The sequence below is a fragment of the Kitasatospora purpeofusca genome, assembly GCF_034043715.1.
GTDB lineage: Bacteria > Actinomycetota > Actinomycetes > Streptomycetales > Streptomycetaceae > Kitasatospora > Kitasatospora purpeofusca_A.
Genome location: NZ_JAXCLC010000089.1, coordinates 12,127 through 30,183 on the forward strand (window position 1 = coordinate 12,127; position 18,057 = coordinate 30,183).

Genomic DNA, 18,057 nt, shown 5'->3' on the forward strand with positions numbered 1-18,057 from the left:
AGCGCGCGGCACCCGCGCGCACCGGAACAGTAACCGAGCAGCTACTCCAGGTATGCGGCTTTGATCAATTCACCGCAGCTGGCCACCCGGGGCCGGGGCGTGGGCCGGGGTCAGTGCAGGTAGGTGGTGTTGCTGCCGAGGGAGGTGGTCACCTTCGTGTAGCCGGTGGCGGTCAGGTTGACCTCGACGTAGGCGGAGGTGGTGGTGCCGTTGCCGAGTTGACCCTCCTCGTTGTTTCCCCAGGTGACGACCTTGCCGCCGATGATCGCCGCCCCGTGGCGGGGGCCAGCGGTGAGGGACTGGGCGTCCTTGAGGCGGGCGATCTCCACCGGGGTGGTGCGGTTGGTGCGGGACACGTTGGTGTCGAAGTTCTCGTCGGCTTTCAGGAGCTGGCCGTAGTGGTTGTTGCCCCAGCCCCAGACGGTGCCGTTGGAGGTGATCGCGTAGTTGTGGTGGGCACCGGCGATGATGGTGCTCACGTCTTCCACCAAGTCGACGTCGACCGGGACGGTGCTGCTCTTGTTGCTGCTGTTGCCGAGCTGCCCGTAGAGGTTGTAGCCCCAGCTCTTGACGGTGCCGTCCGCGGTCAGCGCGAGGGCGTGGTGGCCTCCGGCCGCGATCGCGGCGATGCCCTCCAGGCCCGTCACCTGGCGCGGCACGGAGCTGGTGGCGCGGCTGCCGTTGCCGAGCTGGCCGTGGATACCGCGGCCCCAGGCGTAGACCTTTCCGTTCTCCAGCAGGGCGAGGGAGAAGTCCGACCCGGCTGCGATCTGCTGGACCTTCGGCATGCCCAGGACGCGGTCGGGAGTGGTCCGGTGGTCGCCGGTGCGGTTGTTGCCGATCTGCCCGTAGGGGTTGTCACCCCAGGAGTAGACCTGGCCAGAGGTGTCGAGGGCGAGGGCGTGCATCCCGCCGGCGGCAATGTCCTTGATGTTGGAGAGCCTCGGCACGGTTTCGGGCACCGCATGGTCGGTGGTGCCGCCGTTGCCGAGCTGCCCGGCCACGTTGTCGCCCCACGACTTCACCGACCGGCCGGTCCGCGCGAGGACGAAGCCACTGGTCGCGTCCACGCCGCCGCTGACGAGCTGATCCACGTCGGCCCGGAGCAGTGAGGTGACCGAGGCCGGGCTGTAGCTGTCCGTGCTGGTGCCGTTGCCGAGCTGGCCCGCGTCCCCCGCTCCCCAGCTCAGCACCGATCCGGTCGCGGTCTGCGCATCCGTCATGATCGTTCTCCTGAAACTCGACATGTTGCTGCAAGTACGCGGCCAGCCTGTCTCCCTGCCCCCATCAAGATCGACCCACCCGCCCGGAGGTCACCCGAACGCGTGGATTCGGCCCTCGATCCGTTTGAAGGCGGTCCGCAGCAACACCAGCGATCAGAGTCAGTAGAGACAACCCGCAGCCCGTCAAACTCCGCTGAGACAGTTGCTGGGTGCCTACGCGGCCATCGCGGTGGCGAAGTCCCTGCTGACCTCGTCCACCGGTGTCCACGACGGCCGCCCGGCAAGGGCGTTCGGCCAGTGCCCGGTGGGGTTCGTCGTGAGCTGCTGCGGCCGGTTGCTCCCGGCGACGAAGAACGCCAGTGCGGCGACGGTGCGCAGGTCGACCGCCGAGCCCCGGGCCCGTTCGGCGTCGTGGACGAGCCGGGACATCGCTTGCCGGCTGACAGTCTCGATCGCCCGCATCGTTGCCTTCGCGGTGATCGCTTGGGCGTTCCCGCGGCGGGGCAGGCCGCCGATCACCGTGCCGATGCTGGGGCCTTGCGGAGTGTGGGCCTGCCCGTCGGGTGCGGTGCCGGTCATCACCGCGAACACGGCGAGGGTGACCGCCAGTGCGTTGTCCTGCGCGATGGCCTGGTAGCGGGACACCGGACCGTAGCCCAGAGGGAGAGGCAGCCCAGCGTCCCCGGCGACCTCGTACAGGACTCGGGGGCTGGCGGCGATCCTGAGGGCTGCGCCCGGGTGCCCGCCGCCGGGCGGGGCTGCCCATGCGCGGGCGTGCGTCACCCAGTCACCGCCAGTGGGTGGCGTGCTGCGGAGGTGGTCGCAGAGGGTGTTGAGGTACGTCTCGTCGAGGATGCCGCGCATCGTTACTGGTCCTTCCGCAGGGTCGTGAAGTGGGCTTGCTTCGGCTCGGGGCGGTGGGCTTTCGGGTGGGCGGAGAGGCGGCCGGGCGCGGCACCGTTCCCGCATCGGGGCTCGCGGCCCGGGGTGAATCCTCAGGCGTTGTTCCGGCCCGGCCGCCCGTCCACCCACCCGAGGCCTCAGGCGGGGTCGGGGGGCCGTGGCCACGCTGCCTCCGGGTCGAACAGCTCGTCGTGGAGGAGGCAGTGGTGGAGTGAGGCGAGGAGCTTGCCGAACAGGCGGCGCAGGGCGGCGTTGTGCCGGTCGCCGGCGGCCCGCCGCTTGTCGTAGTGGGCCCGACATTGCGGGGACTTCGTCAGCGAGGTGAACGCCCAGTGGTGTCCGTACGCGGCCAGGCGCTTGTTCGCCGCGACCCTGCGGTGCAGGACGGTTCGGGACGTGCCGCTCGCCCAGGTGAACGGCCGGGCCCCGGCGTAGGCGGCGAGGCCCTTCGCGGTGGCGAACCGCGTGGGGTCGTCCCCGAGTTCGCCGAGCAGGCGGGCGCCGGTGAGGAGTCCGACGCCGGGGAAGGACTGGTAGATGTGGCTCTGCGGGTGCTGGGTGAACAAGTCGCCTGCTGCGGCGGTGAGTTCGGCAACGCTCTGGCACGCTTCGCCGAGGAATCGCAGGGTGGTGAGGACTTCTTGCCCGAGGGCGTCTTCCACTGCCGGGTGGTTGCGCAGGACCGGCTCGCGGAACAGGGCGAACAGGCGGTCCGTCTCGGAGTCGAGGAGCCGGGTCCGGCCGGAGCGTTCGAGTGCGGCGCGGATCTGCCTGCGGGTGAGGCGGGCGGCTTGGCCGCTGGTCGGGGCAAGGGTGATCACCTCCCGCGCCTCGGGGCGGACGAGTCGGCCGTCCAGGTGCGCCCAGGCGGTCACGGCGGCCGGGTGCACCGCCCGCAGCTGTGAGCGCAGTTGGAGGTAGTGGTACTGGCGGGTCCGGGTGGCTCGGAGCTGGGCGCGGGTCAGGGCGCCGACCGCGTCGGCGTCGTCGGAGTTGGTGTGCAGCGGGCGGTGGGCGTGGCTGTCGGTGCGCAGGATGTTGGCGAGGAGCGCGGCGTCCCCAGCGTCGGACTTCTTTCGGTTGCCGGGGTTGAGGCGGCCCCGGTAGCGGGCGACGGTGGACGGGTGGATCGGGATCACGGTCTGGCCGTGGCGGCGCAGCGCGGTGACGAGCAGGCCGCGGCTGGCCTCGATCGCGACCGGCACCGATCGGCGCGAGAAGGTGTGACTGCTCCGCAGGCCGGAGAGTACTGCGAGGGCGTCGCGGGCTCCGGTGGGAGTCGCCTCGAACCGTGTGCTGGCGACGACTTCGCCGGACCGGTCGACCACGGCGAGATCGTTGAGGTGCTCCGACCAGTCGACGCCGGCGAAGAACTTCGGCGATGCCACAGCGCCCCCTCGGTCTGGTGCCGCCCGGGATGTCCGCCGACCCCACCGGTGAAGCCCGCTGGCCACGACACAGCTCGGGCACGCCGGCGGACACCCCGCCCGGGTGGCGCGAGAGTGCGCCACGAGTGGAAGTTAAACCTTCCACTGGCGTTCACGCAAGCAAGATCATCCGAAACGGGGCAGGATGAGGCGGTCACATCCCCGGAAGCCAGGAGCCGCGGTGCCACGCAACCATCAGGTGCCACGATCGTTCATCGCGGAGGGGGAGTGGCCGGACGTCAAGCTGACTGCGGACGCGCCGCCGGAGGCGGTCGTCGGGTATGCCTTCGTGCTCAAGGTCCGAGCCGCGATGGACGCCCGGTCGTGGTCGGCGAGGTACACAGCCGAGAAGGCGGGCGTGAAGCACACGACGCTCAACGACCTGCTGGCCGGACGGGCCCTGCCTGGCCTGTCGACCATCGTCGGCCTGGAGATCGCCCTCCAGCTCGACCTGTACCCGGCCGGGCTGTGGGCCGAGATTGCGGAGAGCGGCGACCAGGCCCGAGGAGGCCGCGCCGACCTGGCCGGATGACAGGTGCGGGCCGCCGGGTAGGGTTGTTCGTGGGCGCTGCTATCTTCTCCGATCATGAACGTGGGTGGGATACGGCAGGCCGCTGCGGTGGTGACGATCGCGCTGGTCGCGGGCCTGTCGGCCTGCACGTCGAACGGCGGCGGGCCGACTGCGGCCACGGTGCCGTCGCCGACGGCGTCGGTGGTCGAGGGCAGCCCGGAGTGGGCCGGACGGTTGCTCGGCGAGCGCCAGCGCAATAAGAAAACATCTCATTTGGTGAGTCTGCGGGCGCAGATGATGGCTGCTGCGATGCTGGTGAAGGCGGCGAAGTGGTCGGCCTTGCGTTCGTAGCGGCGGTGGAGGCGGCGGAAGCCGCCGAGCCAGGCGACGGTGCGCTCGATCACCCAACTGTGGCGGCCGAGGCGTTGGGAGGACTCGATGCCTCGGCGGGCGATGCGGGCCGGGATCTGCCGTCGCCGCAGGTAGGAGCGGATGAAGCGGTGGTCGTAGGCTTTGTCGCCGTGCAGCTTGCCGGGCCTGCGCCGCCTGGGGCCGCGTCGTGAGCGGATCGGCGGGATGGCGTCGACAAGCGGTATCAGGGCTTGGCTGTCGTGGACGTTGGCCCCGGAGATCGCGAGCGAGAGCGGTAAACCGGTGCGTTCGGTGAGTAGGTGGATCTTCGACCCGTACTTGCCTCGATCGACAGGATTTGGACCTGTCAGCTCCCCTTTTTCAGGGCCCTCATGTTCACCGAGTCGACCGCGCACCTCGACCAGTCCAGCTCGCCGCGCGCGCCGAGCTCCTCCAGGACCACCCGGTGGAGCTTGGCCCAGACCCGGGCCCTGCTCCACTCGGTGAACCGCCGATGGGCAGTGGGCCCGGACGGTCCGAAGCAGGGCGGCAGTTGGGCCCACGTGCACCCCGAGGTGGCGACGAACACGATCGCCGCCAGCACCTCGCGATCCCCGTGGCGCCGCCGGCCACCACCCTGCGGGCGCACCGGAGCGTCCGGCACTACCAACTGGAACAACTCCCACAGCTCGTCCGGCACCAGCCGCTCAACGATTAGCACACCCGGAGTCTACTCAACCCACCCAAATGAGATGTCTTCTAAGGACGCCTCCAAGGTGGTCGGCCGGTACGCGCAACTCGCCATCGTGCAGCGCGGTGACCGGCAGGGCGACCCTGAGCCGTGCGACGCCGAATGGGAGAAGTTCACCCCGGCGCAGAAGGTGATGGTCGACCGGGACGGCTTCGACGCGGGCTGCCGCATCCCGGCGTAGCGCGAAGCGGCTACGGCTGCTCGTCCAGGCGGCTGAGCAGACCGGACGTGGTGGCGATGGCGGTGACCGCGTCGGCCCGGCTCCAGGTGAAGTGCTCGGTTGTGCCGGGGTCGTCGTGGTGCGCGCCGCCGAAGAGGTCGTACGCGGCCTGGAGGAGCATCGTCCACCGCTCGTCCTGGGTGCGGTCCTTCGCCTTCTTGTTGACGGCCTGGGAGTGAGCGGCCTGGTGGTTGGGGGGCCGGACGGCGTCGAGCGCCGTGCGGGCCTTGGCGACGGCCGTCTCGAAGTCGCCGGCGCGGATGGCGGTCTGCGCCTCGCGCAGGCGGCGCGCCGCGGTCGCTCGGCCCGTGTTGTCGGTGATGGGGACCAGCACGGTCACGAATGCCCCGTGCCCGATCTCGGTGACCTCCTTCGACCACTCCGCGTCCGGGATGTCGATCTGCTCCTGGAGGTTGCGCGCCGGCCACTTGCCGGTGGGAGCCAGCGCGGTGACCACCATATCGAGGCGCAGCCGCAGGTCTGCGCCGCTGCGGGCCTGCTCCAGTGCGGCGAGCTGCGCATCGGTCAGCGTCACCTCCAACTCGGTGGGGACGGCGAACTCGGCTGCCTTCAACGGCTCCAGTTGCACGAGGTGGCCCAGCCAGCCGGAATGCCTGGGAAGGTCGGCGGCCCACAGAGCCCCGGTCACGGAGTGCGCCGCGTCCTTGGGCCAGGTGCCCGCCGCGGTGCACTCCAGGTTCACGGTCAGGCGGTGGGCGCCGAAGCCGGGTATGAAGCTGACCGCCCGCCGCCGCGGCCTGATGTTGAGCGAGTAGCGGTCGAAGTCCAGACGTCCCATCGAGCTTGCCCTTCTGTCGGTGAGCTGATGGTGGCACCCGCGGCGGGGGAGGCGGAAGCGAGTTGATCCCCCCGTAGGCTGAGCGGTGGCGTGGGGCCTGGTTGCCTGGGAGGGCAGCATCGTGGGCCTGCGCGAGTTGATCATCGACGGCTGGTCGTGGCTGAACTACAAGCCGGTCATGGCTACCGTCCCGCGAAGGGGCATCGGCCCGTTCGGGGACCTCGCCTCCGGTTGGGTGCCGCCGGAGGACCTGCGGCGTCTCCAGGCGTACAAGCTCCTCGCCGCGTACGACCACAACCAGGCCGGGCAGCTCGCCTACGCGGCCGGCGACGAGTCCGGCCAGGACCGGCGGGAGCTGGGCGACCCGGCGAAGCTCAACTCGGCTGCGCTGAACTACCTCCTCGGCGCGTCGCAGAGCATCGTCGTGCCCGGGGCCGAGGGCGATGGCGGGAACCCGACCCCGGAGGCCGCTCTTGCCCGGGACGTGCAGGACCGGCTTCGGGCGTGGGCCCGCAAGGAGCTGCTGCCGATGCGGATGCAGCAGGGCGAGCGGTCCGCGGTGCGGTACGGCGACGGGGTGTTCACTCTCGCCTGGGACGCGCAGGCAGCCCGGCCGGTGCTGCGGACGATGGACCCGGGGTTCTTCTTCCCCGAGTGGACCGAGGACGAGGTCGACTCGGCGCAGTTCCCTGCCCGGGTGCACTTCGCGTGGGAGCTGCCGGAGGACCCCGTCACCGGGCAGAAGGCGAGGCTGCGCCGCATCACCTACGAGCTGGGCCCGATCGGCGGGGCGACCGTGCCGGTGGTCCCGGAGAAGGGCGGCCCCTACCGGGAGTGGGCGGCCGGGCCGGACGGGGAGCGTGTCCTGCTGCCCGGAGACCGTGCCGACCCGGTGACGGGGCAGGTGACCCGGGTCTACCCGTGGGCGCCGGACCGTCTGAGCGGCGTGACCTGCTACCTCACGGACGCGGAGTGGCTGCTCGAAGACCTCAAGGCCGGGCACAACCTGTACGCGCTGCCCGCTGACAAGGCGACCTACCGGGTCCGGCGGGACGGCCAGGTCCTCCAGGCGCTGGACCTGCAGATCGACTTCGTTCCGGTCGTGCACCTCACCAACAGCATCCCGGACGTGGGCGAGCACTGGGGGCAGCCGGTGATCTCCCGGGTGATGCAGGTACTGGACGAGGTCTCCGCGACCGACACGGACTCCTCCGCCGCGTCCGGGACGACCGGCACGCCGATCGTCGCACTGTCCGGGGTGCGGCTGCCGAAGGACCGGACCGGGGTGCCGGTGCCGCTGCGGGTCGAGGCCGGCACGGTGTGGTCCCTGAACGAGGGCGGCTCGATGTCCACCCTGGACACGTCCCCGCAGCTGCGGGAGCTGCGCGAGCGCACCGACCACCTCCTCGACCGGCTCGCGGGCAACAGCAGGCTGACCGCGTCCGGCCTCGGTACGGTCCAGCCGTCCGAGGTGCCGTCCGGGTACGCGCTGGCCCTCGCGCTGGGCCCGCTGGATGCCCTGGTCGGGGAGATGCGTCTCGCCCGCGCCCACAAGTACGAGTTGCTGTTCAAGATGGTGGGGCGCCTGTTCCAGGCCGGGCAGGTCGGCTGGCCGGGCGGGGAGCTTCCTGCCGGTCAGCTCATCTGGGGCCCGCACGTGCCCACGGACAAGGCGGAGGCACTGGAGCAGGCCACGAAGGGCTACCAGGCCGGGGTGTTCTCCCTGGAGACGTGTGTGCGGATGCTCGCCGACGCGGGGTACCCGATCGAGTCCATCCCGGAGGAGGTGCAGCGCATCCAGTCCCGGGCGTTCGATGCCGCTGCCCGCCTTGCCGATGCCACCGGTGACATCGCCGCAGTCAGGGCCTACCTCGGACTGCCTGCTGGAGGGCCTGCAATCCCCCCTGCGCCGCTCCAGAAGGCCGACCGGTAGAAGATCACTCCGCAGAGCCCGAGTGGCCTCCCAGGGGCCCTCTGGGCTCCTGCGGGGGCTGTGGCGCCCGGGGGTGATCCTTCCGTCGTGACCGGGGCCTCCTGGCCCCCTGCGGCGACAGCCGTGGGGGTTGGGGGGAAGGTAGGAAGTAAGTAGGAACAAAGGAAAGAAAGGGGTTCCCCCGGGGTAACCCACAGGGTTCCCCTCACGTAACCCATGGGTTCCCCCGGGGGAACCCATAGGACCGTCTTCAATGGGTTCCCCCGGGGGAACCCACTTCTGTGGCGGCGGTCCGCTGCTGGAATCGAGTGGGTCACTCAGGCCGCTGCTTCGCCGCCGGGTTCCTGCTTCGGGGGGTCAACCCAGGTGACGCCGGGCTCAAGGTCCTCCCCTGTCCGCTCCTTGTACTGCGCCTTCTTCTCCTCGCTGGCATTCTGGCCAGGGCGGAGCTTCCGCAGGTGGGGGCTGGGGGACGGCCGCTGTTCGTCCGCAGGCTCGGCAGCGGAGACCGGTTCGGAAGCCGTGCTCTCCTCGACGGCGTACGTCCCTGCGTCCGAATTCTCGCCGAGATGGCGAACCACGAGCAGGCCCACGACCAGACCCACGGCGATGCCGCCGGCAGCGAGGAGCTGCGACTCGTGCTTCTTGCACCACTCCTTCGCCTTGGTGAAGGAAGTGGGCTTGCCGTCCTCAGGAGGTGTGGAGTCGTTCACGCGCCCATATCTACCGGAACCAGCTCCCACGTGTAGGGCAATCACCCGATCGTCGAGTTCAGCACGTAGCACTGTTCGGCGTCTTCACCTCCGCGCCCCGGTCGAGGGAGTAGCTACACTGATCACTGGCGCGGGGGCGCTGTTGCGGAGGAATCCGATGACTGCCCCCCTGCCCCAGGCCGCCCCGCCCGCCGGAGACCCGGTCGCACCGCAGACCCCGGCCGCCACTGACCCCGGCAGCGCCCTCATCACCCAGGACACCCTGGCGCGGCTCCTCGCCCGCGAGAAGGACCAGGGCTCCCGCGCCGGCGTGAAGAAGCTCGTCACCGACCTCGGCTTCGCCGACGGCGCCGCACTCCAGGCGTGGGTGGAGGCACAGCGCACCGCCGAGCAGGCCGCCCTCACCGAGATCGAGCGGCGGGAGCAGGCCGCCACCCAGCGCGAGCAGCAGGCCCAGCAGCGGGAGCAGCAGGCCCTCCAGCGTCTCCAGCAGGCCGTCCGTCACGCCGTGCTGAGCCGCCTCGGCGCGACCGGCGCGGCCCTGGACGACGCGATCCGTCTCCTCGACGTACCCGACGACGCCGACGACCAGGCCGTGGCCGACGCGGCGAAGGCCCTCGCTGACCGCCGACCGGAGCTGTTCGGTCCGGCCGTGCCTCCCGCCACCCCGCCCGCGCCGAGCGGTTCCCCGGCCGGAGGCCCGCCGCCGCGAGGCCAGGCCCCCGCCACCAGCTCCTTCGGCACCGAGATGGCCAAGCGGCGCGGCTACCTCACGTCCTGACCGGACATCTCGATCGTCTGACCCGGCAGTGAACCGGGACCAGGGGACCACGCCCCTCACCTCCGACGTGGACGGCACCACCAGCAGGTGAGTGCGTGACCGCCAGCTCCAGAAGGCGATCACACCCCTTGACCGTCCAGCCGATCACCACCACGGCGAACCTCGCCCACGGCCGACCGTGGCTCGCCAGCCTCCACGGCACCGACCAGACCGAGACCGTCACCATCGACGCGTCGAAGCTCGTCGCCGGCACCCACTACGTCGCGTCCACCGACCCCACCCAGCCCTACAGCCGCGTCCTGTCCGGCGTCCCCCTCGGCAAGATCACCGCGTCGGGCCTTTACGGGCCGTACGACCCGGCCGCCGTCGACGGCCGCCAGGTCCTCACCGGACTCGTCTTCGACGAGGCCCTGTTCTCGCCGGGTCAGCCGAAGATCCCCTGCGCGCTGCTGTGGCACGGCTCCGCCCGTGCCTCCAAGATCCCCGGCGGGATCGACATCACCAAGATCACGGCGTCGCCCGCCGGCGCCCTGATCCGCTGGGGGGCCTGACATGTCCCTCCAGGACCTCATCAAGGGCGTCTCGGCGGCCGACCTCACCACCTTCGCCCGCTCCATCCCCACCCCGGCGGATTTCCTCCTCACCAGCACGGTGTTCCCGACGCTGGTCACCAACGAGGTGAAGTGGCGGATCAAGAGCAACGGGCGCCGGGTCAACACCGCCAAGTACCGCGCCTACGACTCCAGCGTGGCGTTCGCCGAGCGGACCGCGTGGGAGACCACCCGCGAAGGGCTGCTCCCTGCCCTGGGCCAGAAGCTCATCGTGGGGGAGCAGCAGCAGATCCTCCTGGAACAGGCGCACGGCGCCGACCAGGACCGGCTGCTGGAGCTGCTGTTCGACGACGCCGAGCGGCACATCGAGGCGATCCGCTCGCGGCTCGAACTCGCTGCTGGTGACGTGCTGGTGGACGGCCGCTTCACGCTCGACGCGGCCACCGAGAACGGGCTGAGCATCGAGGTGGACTTCGGCGTCCCGGCTGGCAACATGCCGGTCGCGCCGAAGCCGTGGAGCGACCCGACCTCGGACCCGCTCGCCGACGAACTCGGCTGGCTCCAGTACCTGGACGACCTCGGCGCACCCGAACCGGAGCTCGTCATCACCTCCAAGCGGGCGTTCAGCCACCTCGCCCGCAACAACGCCTACCGGGCCGCCTACTACCGGAGCGTCAACCCCTCCAACACCCCGACTCGCACCCTCACCGTCGCCGAGGTCAACGCCGTCCGCAACGACTACGGCCTGCCGCCGGTCACCCTGTACAAGGCCCAGGTCAACGTGGACGGGACGGCGACCAAGGTCCTCCCGGACGACCGGTGGATCATGCTGCCGCCGGACCGCGCCAAGTGGGGCCAGACCATCTACGGCGTCACCGCCGAAGCCCTGGTCCTCGCGCGCGGCACCAACCCGGAGATCGTGAAGGAGGACGCCCCCGGCATCGTCCTCACCCGCGGTGTCCAGGACGACCCGGTGCAGATCTGGACCAAGGGAGCTGCCGTCGCCATGCCGGTCCTCCACACCCCGGACTGCCACATCGTGGCCAAGGTGCTGTGATGCCGCGCCGACGACTCGCCTTCGCCGTCCACCTGGAGGACCCCGCCACCGGGGACCGCCTCGTGCTGCTGCCCGACGAGATCCCCGCCCGGGAACTCGCCGAGCTGATCACCCACCCAGGCGCCTGGCACCCCGACGACGACCGGGACGTGGACGACCCCGACGACGACGGGGACGACCCGGCCACCAGCGACGGTCACCCGGCCGACGACGAGGAGGACGAACCCGCCTCCGACGGGGACGGCCCGCCGGCTCCCAAGGCGGCCCGCACCCGCAAGACCCGGGCGACCGCGACGGAGTAGCAGTGCCGTCCGCTGACCCGCCGACCGGCCGGATGACGATCGTGCCGCTGCCGTTCCGCACCGCCAGCGACTACGTCAACCAGATCCACCGCAGCCACCGCGCCCCGCAAGGCCACAAGTTCTCGCTGGGCGCGGTGGCCGCCAGCGGCCTGGTCGGCGTCGCCATCGTCGGCCGTCCCGTCGCCAGGGCCCTGGATGACGGCCTCACCGTCGAGGTCACCCGCCTCGCCACCCCAGGCCACCCGAACGCCTGCTCGTTCCTCTACGGGGCGGTGTGGCGTGCCGCCCGGGCTCTGGGCTACCAGCGGGCGATCACCTACACCCAGCAGGGCGAGAGCGGCGCCAGCCTCCGGGCAGCCGGGTGGCGCAACGCGGCCGACTGCCGCGCCCGGCCGGGCTGGGACACCCCCTCCCGCCCGCGCACCAGCCACGGGACCGAGCAGATCCCGCGCACCCGGTGGGAGATCACCCTGCCGACCCGCTGACCCCGACTCGGCGACCGGCGCCCAGCTATCACGCTGCGGGCGCCGGTCCCGTCTGACCGACGAAACGGAGCCCGCTCATGGACCCCGCAGCCCTGGCCTGGCTCCGCGCCCAGCTCGGCCCCACCACCGACACCGCTGACCTCACTGAACGGCACAGCCGCCTCGGCACCGCCCGCGCCGTCGCCCTCGAAGTCCTCGCCGAACGCCGCGCCGCCCTCCTTGCCGACCCCCTCCGGCTGGTGGTCGACGGCGTCGTCACCATGGACCGCAGCGCCAACCTCACCGGCCTGGAACGCCAACTCGCCGAACTCCACAACGCGCTGGGGCCCGATGAGACCGCGCCCGGCGGCGACACTGCCCCACAGTTCGACATGAGCGTCCTGACCCCGGCCCGCCGCACCCGATGAGCGACACCCTCGAAGCCGACGCTGAGCAGGTTGCTGGCGACCTCGGCGCTGCCTGGCAGCCGCTCGCCGACGCGCAAGCCGCCGTGCTCACCGCCCTTGTCGCGGGGCGCCGTACCGCCCGTCTCGCGTCCGCCCTCGCCGCGTTCGCCGACGCGATCCGCAGCTTCCACCACACCGTGGACGCGGTGATCGGCGATTTCGCGCACCGCGAGGTCGCTCGCCTCTACGAGGAAGCCGCCCGCGCCGCCACCGCCGGCATCGGCCGCACCTTCGAGTGGACACCCACCCACCAGGACACCCTGCGGGCGCTCACCACCGACACCTACAGCGATCTCCTCCGCCGCGCCCAGGAGACCGTCCGCACCTCCGGAGCGTTCTACCGCGCCGCTCGCGCAGCACGCCGCCACGACCTGCCGCTCCTCAGCGCCGACCCAGGCGGCGCCCGGGCCGCTGCCCAAGCCCTCGCGGACCGCCTCGCCGCGACCTACCGCCTCGACCGAGTCATCTACCGCAACGGCACCCGCATGCCCGTCCAGGCGTGGGCCGAAGCCGCACTCCACACCCGGGCCGCCGTCGCCACCAACACCGGCACCCTCGCCGCCGCTCGTGAACACGGCATCACCCACGTCGAGGTGTCGGACGGCTACGACTGCGGCTGGACCTCCCACCCGGATCCCGACAAGGCCACCCGCACCCTGCGCACCGTTGACGACGCCGCCGAGTGGCCGATCTCCCACCCCCGCTGCACCAGGGCGTTCGGCCTGAGACCTGATGTGCGGCCGGAGGGTGACTGAGTAGGTGACCTCGGCGCACGGGCACGGCTCCTCGCTACGGTCGCCCGCCCGCAGTCCCGCGGGGCCAGTGTCCAGAACGGGGAAACGACCGAAGCTCTGGCGCGATTCATCGGAGCGCGTCTATCGCAGCGGTGATCAGCGTTCGGGCGGCGGCGCCGTGAACCGCGAGCCCGGCGAACCGGGCGAACGCCTGGTTGTAGAGCGCGAGATCACCAGGGGCGGTCACGGTGACCTGGGCCGACAGCAGCTCCACCCCGGCCTGTCGGTCGTCGAACAGGTTGAAGGTCTCCACCGGCCACATCGTGCGAGGGCCTGCCGTGAACGGGATGATGCCCAGCGACACCGACGGCATCGACATGATCCGGAGCAGGTGGCCGAGTTGCCCGGCCATCACCGCCTCGTCGCCGAGCCGGTACCGCAGGACGGACTCCTCGATGACCGCGACGAAGCGGCGCCCGCCCTCGAAGACGACGCCTGAACGGGCCAGGCGGGCTTCGACAGCGTCCGCCACGTCGTCCGGGGTCCGGCGGACATCGGCGACCGTGCGCAGCAGGGCGGTGGCGTACTCCCTGGTCTGCAGCGCGCCGGGGACGACACGGGAGGAGTAGGCGCGGAAGTGGCGGGTGCGGGTGTAGAGCGGGACCCGGGCCTGCTGGGCGTGGCGTAGCCCCGTGCGAGTGAGGCGCCGCCACTCGACGTACAGGGAGTCCGCCGCGCGGTTGGAAGCGATCAGGTCGTCGGCCTGGTCGTCGGCGCCGCAGACCCGGCACCACGCGCGGATGTCGGAGTCGGTCGGGGCGGCCTTGGCGTTGAGAATGCGGGAGGTCTTGGCGGCGTGCCATCCGCAGCGGACAGACAACTCCCCGCCCTTCAGGCCGGCGTCGCGCATCAGCTCGCCGAGGCGGGCGGCCAGGGCCATGCGGGCCGCCTGGGCGCTGGAGGACGGGGAGGTCGGCATCGTTGCTGTTGAGGTTGGTGCGGTACAGGTCAGACGGTGAACTTCTCGTGCGGCACGGCCCGGTGCCAGACCGCCTCGAACGCGGTCGCGCACAGTCGGGCCACCGCCGGGTCGTCACTGAAGGTCGGGCCCGCGGACTCGCCGTTGCCGGTGAAGTGGTTGAACCGCACCAGCTCGCCGTCGAACAGCCAGAAGTCATTGCCCGGCAGGGCGATGTCGGACGCCTGCCGTCGGGGCAGCCAGCGGATCTGCTCGCCGGCGGCGATGTTGGTGAACGTCCCGGAGTGCTCGTACCGGATGTACTCCGACACCGGCTCGGACACGATCCTGGCGCGGCGGACCTGGACCCCGCGGCCCACAGTGTCCTCGATCAGGGTGAGCCACGGCCGCCACCAGGACGCGCGGTCAGCCGGATCATGCCGGAAGCCGTCCTGCCACGCGGCGAACGTCTGGTCCTCCTTGGCCACGCTGTAGGAGTCGCGCATCTCCAGGTGCACGGCGGTGGACCGAGTAGCAGCCAACTGCTCAGCGAACGTCGGTACCTTCGGCGGCATCGCACGCCTTCCTCAAGATCGGCACCATGCGCTCCGGTAGCCGGACCACATCTTCCGAGTCGGGGATGCTTCCGGTCTCCAGGCACGCGGTGCGCAGCTCGTTGTCGGCCTTCCAGCCCTGGATGACGATCTCTTTGGCTTCTTCGTCGTACCAGACCGTCGGGCACTCATCGTCCCCCGTGTTGGGGTCGATCCCAATGAACCGTAGCTTCTTCATGCCGGCCCTCCCTCGCAAGCCAGTTGCGCAGATTTGCAAGACGATTCCCCACTGAGTGGCCACCGTCAAGGGCGCAGTCCCCGCCCGCGTTCGGACCGCGACCGGCAGCTCCTGGCTTGTCCGCGGCGGCGTGGTCGTCAACTCGTGCTCTCGGGGTGGTGTTGCGCGGGCGGCGGCGGCCGGCTTCGCGCGAGAGCGCAATTCCGCGCAAAATTCTGGCACCGTCCGCAACCGCGCCACTACGGTCAATCACATCTTGAGGGGCGGAGCACAGCTGCAAGCCCGGTGTCGCCCCGCCTCTTCCGCACCGCGACGCACAAGGAGGAAGCGATGACCACCGTGACCGAGCTCCGCCCCTGGGGCCTGACCAGGTTGCGCCCCTACCCGTCGGTGACCGTCGAGCCCTACACCACCGTCGTCCTCGACCCGAACACCCAGGTCGCCGTGTTCCTCGACCAGGACGGCCGTGTCGTGGAGATGGGCAAGCACGGTACGGCCAAGGGGACGGAGACCAAGCCCGAGTCCACCAACCAGGACTCTCGCAACGACACCGACCACGACCAGGACGACTCGACGGACTGATGACGATGACGGGCACGGGACCGGTGGCCGTGGCCACCGCGGTGGACGACATGACCGCCGACATGGTGATCGCCGAACTCAACCGGCGGGGTACGGAGGTGATCCGCTTCAACCCCGCCGACATTGGAACCGATCTGCTGGTCTCCGCCCGTTTCGGCAGCTGCCCGGCCGCGCCGGCCGGGCAGCTGCACACCGCCTCGCGCGCCGCCGACCTGACCGGCATCCGCTCCCTGTACTGGCGACGCCCCGACTGGCCCACCTTCGACCACCTCGACCCGGCCGATGCCCGGTTTGCCGCCGCGCAGACCCGCTTCGGGCTCGGCGGCACCCTCTACGCCCTGCCGGACTGCCTGTTCGTCAACCACCCGCTCCACAATCGCGCTGCCGACCACAAGCCCCTCCAACTCGCTGTCGCTCAACGCCTGGGCCTCACCGTCCCGCCGACGCTGGTCACGAACATCCCCGACGACGCGCGCGAGTTCATCAAGGCCCACGACCGAGTCGTCTTCAAGACGCTGCGCTGGACGCCCTACCACCAGGGCGGCACCGGAATGACCACGTGGACCGAGCCGGTCGCCGCCGCCGAGATCGACGAGCGGATCACCGTCGTCCCGCACCTGTTCCAGGCCCGGATCGACAAGGCCGCCGACATCCGCGTCATCGTCGCCGGCACCCGCGTGTTCGCCGTCCGCATCGATTCCGACCTGCTCGACTGGCGCCTGGACTACGCCGCCCTCACCTACACCGTGATCACCCTGCCCGAGAGCTTGCAGAACACGCTTCTCGACTACCTGGAGCACTTCCGCCTCGTCTCGGGCTCCTTCGACCTCGCCCTCGACCACGACGGCAACTACCACTGGCTGGAGCTCAACCCCAACGGCCAGTGGGGCTGGCTCGAAGACGAAACCGGACTGCCCCTCGCCGCCGCCTTCGCCGACCTGCTCACCCGAGGAACACCATGACCACCGACACCCAGCCCTACCGCTCCGCCCTCGCTGGCCGTCTCGCCGCCGCGGGCCACCTCACCACCCCCCAACTGCGCGCGGCCGTCGAAGCCACACCCCGCGAGCTGTTCCTCCACCCCGGGGTGTTCCTTCCCACCGACGACGGACACTGGCAGCCGGTCACCCAGCTCGGCACGGACCCCGCCGAATGGGCGAGGATCGCCTACCTCGACGAATCCCTCGTCACCCAGCTCGACAACCACCTCACCGCCGACCAGGCGTCCGAGCCCCTCGCCGGCTTCCCCACGTCCTCCTCCACCACCCCGGTCACCGTCGTCGCCATGATCGAAGCCCTCGATCTCCACGACGGCCACACCGTTCTGGAGGTCGGCACCGGCACCGGATACTCCACCGCGCTGCTCTGCCACCGCCTCGGCGAGGACAACGTCACCAGCATCGAAGTCGACCCCGACGTGGCGCGACGGGCCGACGCCGCCCTCGAACAGACCGGACACTCCACCTGGACCGTCACCGGCGACGGCCTCCTCGGCCACCCCCGCCGCGCCCCCTACGACAAGGTCATCGCCACCTGCGCGGTACGCCGCATCCCGCACGCCTGGATCCGCCAGACCCGGCCCGGCGGCACCGTCCTGGCGACCGTCGGCTCCTGGACCTACGGCACCGGCCTGGTCAAGGTCACCGTCAACGACGACGGCACCGCCGAAGGCCGGATCGTCAGCCGCAGCTCCTTCATGCCCGCCCGCTCCCAGGCCGACCGGCCCCTCGACGGCGACCTCGCAGCCCGAGCCGCCTATCCGGACACCGAACGCCTCACCGCCCTCGACCCGGCGGTCCTGCGCGACTGGATGCCCGCGTTCCTCGCACAGCTCGCCGCGCCCGGCGCGCAGCTCGTCCGCGCCACCACCGCCGACGGCGACGCACGTACCTACCTCTTCGACACCGCGCGGGAGTCGTTCGCTGAGCTCACCGAGACCGACGGCACCTGGACTGTCCGCCAGGGCGGCCCCGTCGCCCTGTGGGACGCGGTCGAGGACACCATCACCGCCTGGCGCGAAGCCGGACAGCCCGCCATCACCGACGTACGCCTCCAGATCACCTCCCGAGCGCATACCTACTGGATCGGCGGCCAGCGGATCACCACCGCCCATGGCAACCACTGGATCGGTGAGCAGCCCAAGCTCCGCTGGGAGCACCGCATCGCCTGACCCCCACCGCCAGCCCCGACCCGGGCTGCCCGGCCACCGCGGAGGCAGGGCAGCCCGCCCTCCCGAGGAGAACACCTCATGACCCAATGGGACATCGTCGCCCAGCTCGTCAGCTGGCTGGACGCCAGCGCCACCCTGCCGCCCGAGCAGGAACAGCTGATGCGCATCCTGAAACTCAGCGAAGAGGTCGGCGAGGTCAGTGAGGCCATCGCCGGCGTCCTCTCCTCCAACCCGCGCAAGGGTCGCAGTCACACCGAGGCCGACGTGCAGGCCGAGCTGTGCGACGTGATCCTCACCGCCATGGTCGCCCTGCGCAGCCGCAACCCCGACGCGAACGACGTCTTCCGTATGCACCTCGACCGGGTCGC

General features: G+C 71.0%; 23 protein-coding genes. 14 read left to right on the forward strand and 9 right to left on the reverse strand.

The window, feature by feature from the left end; genetic code table 11:
• Positions 1–110 precede the first annotated feature (110 nt).
• From SM793_RS32285 to SM793_RS32295, 3 genes are all read right to left on the reverse strand, one after another.
• On the reverse strand, positions 111–1,223 hold the full coding sequence (locus SM793_RS32285) for a sialidase (protein WP_320441877.1): 1,113 nt from the start codon (positions 1,221–1,223) through the stop codon (positions 111–113).
• Between the two features lie 213 nt (positions 1,224–1,436).
• A complete protein-coding gene (locus SM793_RS32290) occupies positions 1,437–2,087 on the reverse strand; it encodes a hypothetical protein (RefSeq protein WP_320441878.1) in 651 nt (216 codons plus the stop codon).
• A gap of 176 nt (positions 2,088–2,263) precedes the next feature.
• A complete protein-coding gene (locus SM793_RS32295) occupies positions 2,264–3,514 on the reverse strand; it encodes an IS110 family transposase (protein ID WP_320441879.1) in 1,251 nt (416 codons plus the stop codon).
• A 220-nt stretch (positions 3,515–3,734) separates the two neighbouring features.
• Here SM793_RS32295 and SM793_RS32300 point away from each other — a divergent pair, with 220 nt between their 5' ends.
• On the forward strand, positions 3,735–4,085 hold the full coding sequence (locus SM793_RS32300; protein WP_320441880.1) for a helix-turn-helix transcriptional regulator: 351 nt from the start codon (positions 3,735–3,737) through the stop codon (positions 4,083–4,085).
• Positions 4,086–4,333: 248 nt separating this feature from the next.
• Here SM793_RS32300 and SM793_RS32305 read toward each other — a convergent pair.
• A protein-coding gene (locus tag SM793_RS32305; protein WP_413816085.1) for an IS5 family transposase occupies positions 4,334–5,130 on the reverse strand; the annotation gives its coding sequence in 2 pieces (ribosomal slippage) (positions 4,334–4,785 and positions 4,785–5,130; 798 coding nt in all).
• Between the two features lie 37 nt (positions 5,131–5,167).
• Between SM793_RS32305 and SM793_RS32310 the strand changes: the two genes are divergently transcribed.
• Positions 5,168–5,347 carry a hypothetical protein gene (locus SM793_RS32310; RefSeq protein ID WP_320441881.1) on the forward strand — a complete coding sequence of 60 codons (180 nt, stop codon included), beginning with the start codon at positions 5,168–5,170 and terminating at the stop codon, positions 5,345–5,347.
• Positions 5,348–5,357: 10 nt separating this feature from the next.
• Here SM793_RS32310 and SM793_RS32315 read toward each other — a convergent pair whose 3' ends face one another.
• The gene (locus SM793_RS32315) at positions 5,358–6,185 is read right to left on the reverse strand and encodes a hypothetical protein (RefSeq protein WP_320441882.1); all 828 of its coding nucleotides are present in this window, start codon (positions 6,183–6,185) and stop codon (positions 5,358–5,360) included.
• 85 nt (positions 6,186–6,270) lie between these two features.
• On the opposite strand from SM793_RS32315, the gene SM793_RS32320 reads away from it, so the two are divergent.
• Positions 6,271–8,118 carry a hypothetical protein gene (locus SM793_RS32320; RefSeq protein WP_320441883.1) on the forward strand — a complete coding sequence of 616 codons (1,848 nt, stop codon included), beginning with the start codon at positions 6,271–6,273 and terminating at the stop codon, positions 8,116–8,118.
• Positions 8,119–8,435: 317 nt separating this feature from the next.
• On the opposite strand, the gene SM793_RS32325 is transcribed toward SM793_RS32320, so the two are convergent.
• Entirely contained in the window at positions 8,436–8,831 is a 396-nt protein-coding gene (locus tag SM793_RS32325) for a hypothetical protein (protein WP_320441884.1), read from the reverse strand.
• Positions 8,832–8,988: 157 nt separating this feature from the next.
• On the opposite strand from SM793_RS32325, the gene SM793_RS32330 reads away from it, so the two are divergent.
• The 7 genes from SM793_RS32330 to SM793_RS32360 all read left to right on the forward strand — a co-directional run bounded on the left by SM793_RS32330 (position 8,989) and on the right by SM793_RS32360 (position 13,208).
• Positions 8,989–9,612 carry a hypothetical protein gene (locus SM793_RS32330; protein WP_320441885.1) on the forward strand — a complete coding sequence of 208 codons (624 nt, stop codon included), beginning with the start codon at positions 8,989–8,991 and terminating at the stop codon, positions 9,610–9,612.
• A 128-nt stretch (positions 9,613–9,740) separates the two neighbouring features.
• Positions 9,741–10,163 (forward strand): head decoration protein, encoded by a 423-nt coding sequence (locus tag SM793_RS32335; protein WP_320441886.1) that lies wholly within the window; start codon positions 9,741–9,743, stop codon positions 10,161–10,163.
• 1 nt (position 10,164) lies between these two features.
• Positions 10,165–11,220: a major capsid protein gene (locus SM793_RS32340; RefSeq protein WP_320441887.1), complete on the forward strand. Its 1,056-nt coding sequence runs from the start codon at positions 10,165–10,167 to the stop codon at positions 11,218–11,220.
• Positions 11,220–11,522 carry a hypothetical protein gene (locus SM793_RS32345; RefSeq protein ID WP_320441888.1) on the forward strand — a complete coding sequence of 101 codons (303 nt, stop codon included), beginning with the start codon at positions 11,220–11,222 and terminating at the stop codon, positions 11,520–11,522. The genes SM793_RS32340 and SM793_RS32345 overlap by 1 nt, the downstream gene beginning before the upstream one ends.
• 2 nt (positions 11,523–11,524) lie before the next feature.
• Positions 11,525–12,007, forward strand: a complete 483-nt coding sequence (locus tag SM793_RS32350; protein ID WP_320441889.1) for an XF1762 family protein — start codon at positions 11,525–11,527, stop codon at positions 12,005–12,007.
• A gap of 77 nt (positions 12,008–12,084) precedes the next feature.
• Entirely contained in the window at positions 12,085–12,414 is a 330-nt protein-coding gene (locus SM793_RS32355; protein WP_320441890.1) for a hypothetical protein, read from the forward strand.
• Entirely contained in the window at positions 12,411–13,208 is a 798-nt protein-coding gene (locus SM793_RS32360; RefSeq protein ID WP_320441891.1) for a hypothetical protein, read from the forward strand. The genes SM793_RS32355 and SM793_RS32360 overlap by 4 nt, the downstream gene beginning before the upstream one ends.
• Positions 13,209–13,314: 106 nt before the next feature.
• Here the strand turns inward: SM793_RS32360 and SM793_RS32365 are convergent, their stop codons facing one another.
• The 3 genes from SM793_RS32365 to SM793_RS32375 are packed head-to-tail and all read right to left on the reverse strand — an operon-like array spanning position 13,315 to position 14,937.
• Entirely contained in the window at positions 13,315–14,166 is an 852-nt protein-coding gene (locus SM793_RS32365) for a helix-turn-helix transcriptional regulator (protein ID WP_320441892.1), read from the reverse strand.
• A 29-nt stretch (positions 14,167–14,195) separates the two neighbouring features.
• The gene (locus SM793_RS32370) at positions 14,196–14,720 is read right to left on the reverse strand and encodes a DUF6879 family protein (protein ID WP_320441893.1); all 525 of its coding nucleotides are present in this window, start codon (positions 14,718–14,720) and stop codon (positions 14,196–14,198) included.
• A complete protein-coding gene (locus SM793_RS32375; RefSeq protein WP_320441894.1) occupies positions 14,692–14,937 on the reverse strand; it encodes a hypothetical protein in 246 nt (81 codons plus the stop codon). Before SM793_RS32375 ends, SM793_RS32370 begins: the two co-directional genes overlap by 29 nt.
• Positions 14,938–15,267: 330 nt before the next feature.
• Here SM793_RS32375 and tgmA point away from each other — a divergent pair, with 330 nt between their 5' ends.
• The 4 genes from tgmA to SM793_RS32395 form a co-directional block, all read left to right on the forward strand.
• Positions 15,268–15,519, forward strand: a complete 252-nt coding sequence (tgmA, locus tag SM793_RS32380; protein WP_320441895.1) for a putative ATP-grasp-modified RiPP — start codon at positions 15,268–15,270, stop codon at positions 15,517–15,519.
• A 5-nt stretch (positions 15,520–15,524) separates the two neighbouring features.
• Complete coding sequence (gene tgmB / locus SM793_RS32385; RefSeq protein WP_320441896.1) at positions 15,525–16,481, forward strand: ATP-grasp ribosomal peptide maturase; 957 nt, start codon at positions 15,525–15,527, stop codon at positions 16,479–16,481.
• Positions 16,478–17,689, forward strand: a complete 1,212-nt coding sequence (tgmC, locus tag SM793_RS32390) for an ATP-grasp peptide maturase system methyltransferase (RefSeq protein ID WP_320441897.1) — start codon at positions 16,478–16,480, stop codon at positions 17,687–17,689. The genes tgmB and tgmC overlap by 4 nt, the downstream gene beginning before the upstream one ends.
• Positions 17,690–17,767: 78 nt before the next feature.
• Positions 17,768–18,057, forward strand: a 290-nt coding sequence (locus SM793_RS32395) for a MazG-like family protein (protein WP_320441898.1), incomplete at its 3' end; no start/stop codon positions are given.

Coding starts and splice junctions, on each gene's coding strand:
- SM793_RS32330 (WP_320441885.1), top strand. CDS start 8,989: ATGACTGCCCCCCTGCCCCAGGCCGCCCCGCCCGCCGGAGACCCGGTC.
- SM793_RS32355 (WP_320441890.1), top strand. CDS start 12,085: ATGGACCCCGCAGCCCTGGCCTGGCTCCGCGCCCAGCTCGGCCCCACC.
- SM793_RS32315 (WP_320441882.1), bottom strand. CDS start 6,185: ATGGGACGTCTGGACTTCGACCGCTACTCGCTCAACATCAGGCCGCGG.
- SM793_RS32340 (WP_320441887.1), top strand. CDS start 10,165: ATGTCCCTCCAGGACCTCATCAAGGGCGTCTCGGCGGCCGACCTCACC.
- SM793_RS32310 (WP_320441881.1), top strand. CDS start 5,168: ATGTCTTCTAAGGACGCCTCCAAGGTGGTCGGCCGGTACGCGCAACTC.
- tgmA (WP_320441895.1), top strand. CDS start 15,268: ATGACCACCGTGACCGAGCTCCGCCCCTGGGGCCTGACCAGGTTGCGC.
- SM793_RS32285 (WP_320441877.1), bottom strand. CDS start 1,223: ATGACGGATGCGCAGACCGCGACCGGATCGGTGCTGAGCTGGGGAGCG.
- tgmB (WP_320441896.1), top strand. CDS start 15,525: ATGACGGGCACGGGACCGGTGGCCGTGGCCACCGCGGTGGACGACATG.
- SM793_RS32375 (WP_320441894.1), bottom strand. CDS start 14,937: ATGAAGAAGCTACGGTTCATTGGGATCGACCCCAACACGGGGGACGAT.
- tgmC (WP_320441897.1), top strand. CDS start 16,478: ATGACCACCGACACCCAGCCCTACCGCTCCGCCCTCGCTGGCCGTCTC.
- SM793_RS32365 (WP_320441892.1), bottom strand. CDS start 14,166: ATGCCGACCTCCCCGTCCTCCAGCGCCCAGGCGGCCCGCATGGCCCTG.
- SM793_RS32360 (WP_320441891.1), top strand. CDS start 12,411: ATGAGCGACACCCTCGAAGCCGACGCTGAGCAGGTTGCTGGCGACCTC.
- SM793_RS32290 (WP_320441878.1), bottom strand. CDS start 2,087: ATGCGCGGCATCCTCGACGAGACGTACCTCAACACCCTCTGCGACCAC.
- SM793_RS32345 (WP_320441888.1), top strand. CDS start 11,220: ATGCCGCGCCGACGACTCGCCTTCGCCGTCCACCTGGAGGACCCCGCC.
- SM793_RS32370 (WP_320441893.1), bottom strand. CDS start 14,720: ATGCCGCCGAAGGTACCGACGTTCGCTGAGCAGTTGGCTGCTACTCGG.